The sequence below is a fragment of the Enterococcus sp. CWB-B31 genome, from assembly GCF_020567645.1.
Taxonomy (GTDB): Bacteria; Bacillota; Bacilli; order Lactobacillales; family Enterococcaceae; genus Enterococcus_L.
Genome location: NZ_JAJDJW010000006.1, coordinates 99,197 through 105,862, shown reverse-complemented (window position 1 = coordinate 105,862; position 6,666 = coordinate 99,197). Strand labels below are relative to the sequence as shown.

6 protein-coding genes are annotated in these 6,666 nt (G+C 35.1%); all 6 read right to left on the bottom strand.

The features are described 5' to 3' along the window. Window positions 1-807 precede the first annotated feature (807 nt). From LI954_RS07850 to LI954_RS07825, 6 genes are read right to left on the bottom strand one after another with little or no spacing between them, the layout of a single operon-like run. Window positions 808-1,338: a thioredoxin family protein gene (locus LI954_RS07850; RefSeq protein WP_229444113.1), complete on the bottom strand. Its 531-nt coding sequence runs from the start codon at window positions 1,336-1,338 to the stop codon at window positions 808-810. 14 nt (window positions 1,339-1,352) lie between these two features. Further along, window positions 1,353-1,757 (bottom strand): thioredoxin family protein, encoded by a 405-nt coding sequence (locus LI954_RS07845; protein WP_229444112.1) that lies wholly within the window; start codon window positions 1,755-1,757, stop codon window positions 1,353-1,355. Then, window positions 1,754-3,868 carry an ATP-binding cassette domain-containing protein gene (locus tag LI954_RS07840; protein WP_229444111.1) on the bottom strand — a complete coding sequence of 705 codons (2,115 nt, stop codon included), beginning with the start codon at window positions 3,866-3,868 and terminating at the stop codon, window positions 1,754-1,756. Before LI954_RS07840 ends, LI954_RS07845 begins: the two co-directional genes overlap by 4 nt. A 15-nt stretch (window positions 3,869-3,883) precedes the next feature. Further along, the gene (locus LI954_RS07835) at window positions 3,884-4,447 is read right to left on the bottom strand and encodes a hypothetical protein (protein WP_229444110.1); all 564 of its coding nucleotides are present in this window, start codon (window positions 4,445-4,447) and stop codon (window positions 3,884-3,886) included. 42 nt (window positions 4,448-4,489) lie between these two features. Continuing rightward, a complete protein-coding gene (locus tag LI954_RS07830) occupies window positions 4,490-5,215 on the bottom strand; it encodes a hypothetical protein (RefSeq protein ID WP_229444109.1) in 726 nt (241 codons plus the stop codon). Beyond that, a complete protein-coding gene (locus LI954_RS07825; RefSeq protein WP_229444108.1) occupies window positions 5,208-6,119 on the bottom strand; it encodes an ATP-binding cassette domain-containing protein in 912 nt (303 codons plus the stop codon). Before LI954_RS07825 ends, LI954_RS07830 begins: the two co-directional genes overlap by 8 nt. Window positions 6,120-6,666 lie beyond the last annotated feature (547 nt).

Genomic DNA, 6,666 nt, shown 5'->3' with positions numbered 1-6,666 from the left:
TCCCTCTTCTTCCATTTTTTATATTTTATTGTCATCTACTTAAGTGTAGTAGCAAAACAGCTTGATCCCAAAGACATTAAATGCACAGATTCGTATTCCCGCTTTAATTTCCGTATTCATTTCTTTACTTAATTTTTTCATTTTATTTCCCTCACTTTCTATTTTTTGTTTTTTTTATTATCAATTATAATGCTCATTACTTAATAATTAATACAGAACAATCTGTAACCATTGATATCGAATAGACAAAACAGTTTTCCAGCTTTGATTTCTGTACCTTTTTTCATACTCAATTTGAACATAGTCACACTCCCCTCTCTTGGATTCTTTCTTTATTGATCGGTATTCATAACCATGATTGGTATTTTTTACTTTTAAAACTATCTACTTAATAGTAAAACAGAGTAATTTATGACCAAAAATATCGAATACGCAGAACATTTTTCCTGCTTTGATCTCTGTACCTTTTTTTATACTTAATTTAAACATGATATCTCCTCCTGATTTTTTATTGATTTCATTTACTTCTATGTTGATTGGATTGTTGGTGTTCGCCAACAAAATCTATTAAATCCACTATACGTTATTAATGAACCATCCTAGTGTTGTTACTTTCCATGCTTGTATTTCTTCCAGTCGTCTCTTGTTCACTTTTCTCATTTTATGCTCCTCACATTAGGTTTAATCTTTGCGTACTCCTACCTCCATGAGCGGCAGAGAACCTGATATAACCACCATGAACTAGCTGGCGCAAGATATTTTCCTGCTTGTATTTCTTTGCTTTGTTTCATACTAAGTTTTTTCATGCTATCTATTCGTCCCTTCGTTCTTTCCATTTGCTACATGATTATTGATCCAAGTCTCTACTACGTCAGCTGAAATCCCATCTTCGGGTGTCCACTCAACTTTGCTGATCAATTTTCCACCCTCGAATTTAGCAAGGGTAGGCGTATAGATCAGGTTATAGGTTCCCTTAAACTCTTCCCAAGCCGGTTCATCCATTCTGAGCTTGGCTACATTCAAATACAGCAGTTTATCTCCCAGCTCATACTCGTTGATTAAATCAATTAGAGCAGGCTCAAAATCATTGCAATCTCCACATGTTGGACGTCCAACATAAAGATAAAATGACTCTTCTCGTACAAGCTTTTGTTTGAATGTAGGAACTGTTATCGCATTAATTGCATCATAAATTTCTGGATACGCCCCTTTTGATTCGATCAATTCTGCTTCTTTTACCTCTACCTCATTGCTTAAAGAGTATGCATGGTTTGCTGTTAATAAGTTAATAGTAAAAATTCCCGTTAATATAGCTGCAATCATCAATTTCTTCTTCATTTTTTTCTCCTTATCTAGAATTCTGCTCTACCAAGCAAAATCTCTTCCGTTTCTTCTAATTTGCGGCTGCCCTCTAATCGTTTCATTTCCCCACCTTTAACTATCAAAATTGTCGGCGTTACGGTCACATTGTTTTCTTTTAGAAAGCCACTGTTTTTAGAATTGTCTGTATCCATGTAATAGACGGTGGTATTCGTTTTTCCAATCGCTTCTTCCATTATCGGTTTATATTCCTGACATGATGAACAGGAGCGATTACCCACCACAACAAAAATCGTCTCATTCTCTGCTTTCATTTCCTCTAATTTCTTTGCTTCTATTTTATTTTCTGTATAGTCGCTTTTTTGATTAAATCCCATAAACACTATTCCTATACTTATCAAAGCTAACGGAACAATAATTTTAATAAGTTTCTTCATAGCGCTCCCCCTTTTTTGTACACTTCAATGATTTCATCTGAGCAATCCAATACATCTTTTTCATGACTGATCAAAATGACGATTTTATTCTGCTCTTTTGCCAATGCAATAATTTTTTTCAACAACGCAGCTTTAGAATTACTATCCAAGTTACCCGTGGGTTCATCAAAAATATAGATACTCTTTTCTTCATACAAAGCTCTCATCAAAAGAATCTTTTGTTTTTGCCCCTGGGACAAATTCGCAGCATCCATTTGAACTAAATGATTATTTGAAAGCTTCAGGCCAAAAATATCTTCATACTGATTTTTCTCCCATTCCTCCAGTTCTTCGTTAAATACTTTGTAGCGAATATTCCGCCCTACTGTATTGCTGTAAAGATTAAACTCCGGGGAGTACATTCCGATATACTCGCTAATATTTGTTTCCTTCAATGAAGGCAGGTGATAAGCATCATTGATGATAAATTCTCCGTCATCTGGTCGTAATACACCTGACAACAATTTGATCAGCGTTGATTTTCCCGAACCGTTTTCTCCTCTTATTCCATAAATCTTTCCAGCTTTCATTTTTATGGTAAAGTCCTTAAAAATTTCTTTTCCTTGACTGTAGCTGAAATCCAAATGATCTGCTGCAATCATTTCAATCGTTTCCATACCTAACACTTCTTTGTCCACAATCTCCATATTGCTGCGATAATCATTGGAGCTTTGAATGAAGTCGATAGCTACTGTACTTTTTTGATACATCAGCCAGCTCTGCACAACTGGTGACAGACTATTCAATATGATTGAGATGATAAATATTCCAGTTGTCGTATCAATCAGAATATCTTGTTCTCCATAGAATGTCATAGTCCCTAGAATAACAAATGCGCTTAAACTCATCATAGTAACTAATGACTGATAAACAGAGACGATATTCAATTCGGTTACACTATTATTCAAGCGAGTAGACAGAAAGCTCTTCATTTTGTCTTTTACGTAATTACCAGACTGTCTTGTTTTTGAAAAAACATTGATATCCAGTGAAGACTTGATGTTATTTTCAATTGCAGAGGAAAATACTGATGATTTTCCAATAATATCCATCTCATTATTTCGAATTGTTTGTATATTTTTCCGTAAATACAATGTGTAGACACTGCTCCAAAACAGTAAGGCCAATGCCAGCCAACTAGAAATATTTGCCAGAATAACAGTCAAAACAACAACATAACTAATATTGATCTTAAAATAAAATTTCTGAAACAGACCGGAAACTGAATTGACCAAATTCCAGAAATAACCCGTTATATTTTCTAGATTTTTCCCTGAATCCAAGTCGCTGATTTTTTGATTATAGTAGCTCATCAAGATTTTCTCCTGAATCTCATTTTCCAATTTTACCTTCTGCTTCCCTTCTCTCACATTCACAATAAAGAAGAAGAAGATCAGCCACCCGACAACAAAGATCGGTTTCAAAATATCAAGTGTTGTTGATGTTGTCGTGATTCCCTGCATCAACGCCTGGATAAACATTGTTGTAGCAAACGGCAATACATATTTCAGAAAAAGAAGTACAATCATGCTTGCTTTTGTTTTAAAGGATAAATTGTTCATTACTTCTTTATAAAGAATTTGCGCAACGCCTGCCTCTGCTTCTCTTTTCCAACTAAAGCGAAATTTTGTTTTTTTACTAATCGGCTGAGATGCAGGATTTATTTCTTCAATACACAAGGCATAGCCCAGAAAAATCGCTCGTAGATCCTCTTTTTCATAAACTCTTAGAGTGGGTTCTGCCGGATTCGAAACCGTATAATGCTCTCCATCTATTGCATGAACAACAACATAATGCGCGTATCCTTCATTTTCAACCACCAATACCATCGGCAGCTGCTCTACCTTTTCTAATTCCTCAAATTCTCTGACTTCATAGGCGCTTGAAACGACACCATATTGGAGCAGAATTTCATTCAACTCACCTAATGACAACCCCTGATCCTTCTTAAGATTGTAGTGCTTATATAGTTCACTAACATTTTTTATCTTAATTTCCAGCTGAGATAAAATGACCCTCAGTGAAGCTATACCGCAATCTGTACTTGATTTCTGCATATAATGCGCATACATAGCTTCTGCTCCTTCCTATTTTTCAACTGTGATGTCTCCCATCGTATCGATTCGTACTTGTTCTTTACTTGTTCCCTTAGTTTCAGGAACTGCTTTAACTTCTCCTTGCTCATTCGTCTCTAAATGATACTCGCCATCAAAGTTTTCTTGGATCATTGCTTGCACATCGCCCACAACACTGTTAACCTCCAGCACTTCACAGGAAGCATTTTTCCCTAATTCCACTGTCAGCTTCAATTGTTCCTTTCCATTGGCAGTTGTCATCAAACGAAACTGATTCAGCTCTGCTAATGTGATTTCAATACTGTCCTCTTTTACCACAGTATTTTTTAGATATGCTTCATTGTCTTCAGACACTTTCCCTGACAGTGCCACCCGAGTATACTCATTTTCCGTCTCTAAAACATCAACAACTATATGTTGTTCCGCACCAATTAAAGCTATCTTCTCAATTTTAGTATCGTCCAACTCCCATGAAAGATTGATTTTATTCTCCGTTTTCATCTCTGCAAAGCTTGTATATCCAAAGAATCCTCCTGTCACCAATACCGCTGCCAAAATTATCAATTTTTTCTTCATAATATATCTCTCCCTAATTTTTTATTCTTTTAATCAATCGCCTTATTTGAATTCCCTGTTACTAAACAAACTGAAGCTGATGAACAATGCAGCTGCACCGTATAGAACACTACTAATCATGATCGTCTGAAACTGATTGGACGAAACAGCGGACAAATCTGTTACCATGCGCAAGTTTGAAAAGAATAATGTGTCTAAAATAAAATCTAGTTTTCCAAGGTATGTCGACACAATATTTGAAAAAATAGTATCTCCGACAAAGGCAATAGAGATGAATGCTGCTACTGAGAGGTAAGATGCCTTGAGTGCATTAAATAGTAGAATCCCTAAACAACTTGCTGCTAAATACAGCGGTATCTGCGCCACTAATGGTTTTAACGCTACTGTCAATGAAAATCCACCTTTGAGAAACCATGTAGTTCCAATCAGACTTCCAGCAAATGTCGTTACAAAAAGAATAGTTAGTAAAAATGTCAATAATGTTTTGCTGAAAAAGAATGTACTGCGTTTCATACCGGCAATCAAGGAGTTATTGACCACACGATAGCTAAACTCATGTCCCCATGCAATCATAAATATATTTGTTAAAAAAACAGGTATTAATAACGCACCATTTGACAAACCAGACTGTACCATGAGCTGTGGCGGGTTATCTGTAGAAGCAAGAAAACCAAAAACAATCCCTAAAACGATAAGTCCAGCTATTGAATAAAATCCCAATGAGCTTTTAATAATTCTATAAAAATCTGCCTTTAATGTATTAATCATTGCTATTTCCTCCACTTATTAAATTTAAATAGTATTCTTCTAAATTCTCTTCCTTGTAGCCTAAGGAGGTTACATAGATACCATTTTCAAATAACAGCTTTGCGATTCCAGTCATTGCTTCCTTCTCTTCTTTGATGGAAATCAATCCTTCCTTCTCTTCCAGCTGGTACTCATAACTTTTTAAAAGCTGAACTGCCAAAGGATTGTTTGAGGTATTTAAAGAGATAGACCTTCCGCATTCTGCTGCCAATTCCTCACTTGTCAACTCTTTAACCAGCTTTCCTTCATTGATGATTCCGTATCTTGTCGCTACGAGTGATAACTCTGATAAAATATGACTGGAAATCAAAATCGTCGTTCCAAATTCTTCATTCAAACGATGAATGATCTTTCTGATCTCAACAATTCCTTGTGGGTCTAATCCGTTAACAGGTTCATCCAAAATTAAAAATTCCGGATTATCCAGTATCGCTAAACCAATCCCCAAACGCTGCTTCATTCCTAATGAATAATCCTTAAATACTTTTTTCTTATCTACATTTGCCAACCCGACAAATTCAAGTACTTCATCAATTCGTTTCTCTGTTTTTATATTTCGTTGAATGGCATAGTATTTCAGGTTGTCTCTTGCAGACATGTACGGGTAACAAACCGGTCCTTCAATCACTGCCCCCATCTTCATTTTTCCTTCTGTATTAAATTTCAAATCCCCGGAGCTCTTTTCAATCAGTTGTGTTAAAAGGCGAATAAAGGTCGTTTTTCCTGCACCGTTTTTTCCTATAAAGCCATAAATATCACCTCTATTAATTGTCATTGATACTTCATTTACCGCATGCTGTTCTTTATAAGTTTTAAATAAATTATTTGTTTTAATTAGATAATTGCTTTTAGTGACTAGTTGCATTTTTAGTTTCCTCCTTTAGAATAACCTCATTTTATTAGGGTGTTCTTTTGGCTCTGCCTTACACTACTTATTATATTCAGAATAAAATGCTGTAACTCTTTTTGACTTAAAATAGAAGAAAGCAAGCATTATCGTTATTTTTAGCAACGCTCTAAACGTTAATGGTTCCCTAAACGTTTTCAGTGACAGTCTTTTTCACTGATGCATACTTAAACGTATAACATTTTGGAAATCCTACTAACTATTTTATTAAAAACATATAAAATCATTGGACCGTCAAATATAACTTACTGTTCTCTCTTTTCTTTCATCAAACAGATACTTCTTCAATTAGGAATATCTATTAATCAAACAGAAAATATCTCATCTTTTTGAGGAAATAGCTCGCTTTACAAAAGACAAACATATACTGAGAATAAACTTGATTTGTGGTCATAAAATCAAGTTGAATTGAAATTAAGAGCTTGCTTCTACGCTTCTTCAAAATGATCGTTGCATTAATGTCCTAGGGTCATACAAAACACGCTCTATGTGTATGACAAGTCGA

Excerpts from the sequence above, each read along its gene's own strand:
- LI954_RS07850 (WP_229444113.1), bottom strand. The coding sequence starts at position 1,338 with ATGAAGAAGAAATTGATGATTGCAGCTATATTAACGGGAATTTTTACT.
- LI954_RS07845 (WP_229444112.1), bottom strand. The coding sequence starts at position 1,757 with ATGAAGAAACTTATTAAAATTATTGTTCCGTTAGCTTTGATAAGTATA.
- LI954_RS07840 (WP_229444111.1), bottom strand. The coding sequence starts at position 3,868 with ATGTATGCGCATTATATGCAGAAATCAAGTACAGATTGCGGTATAGCT.
- LI954_RS07835 (WP_229444110.1), bottom strand. The coding sequence starts at position 4,447 with ATGAAGAAAAAATTGATAATTTTGGCAGCGGTATTGGTGACAGGAGGA.
- LI954_RS07830 (WP_229444109.1), bottom strand. The coding sequence starts at position 5,215 with ATGATTAATACATTAAAGGCAGATTTTTATAGAATTATTAAAAGCTCA.
- LI954_RS07825 (WP_229444108.1), bottom strand. The coding sequence starts at position 6,119 with ATGCAACTAGTCACTAAAAGCAATTATCTAATTAAAACAAATAATTTA.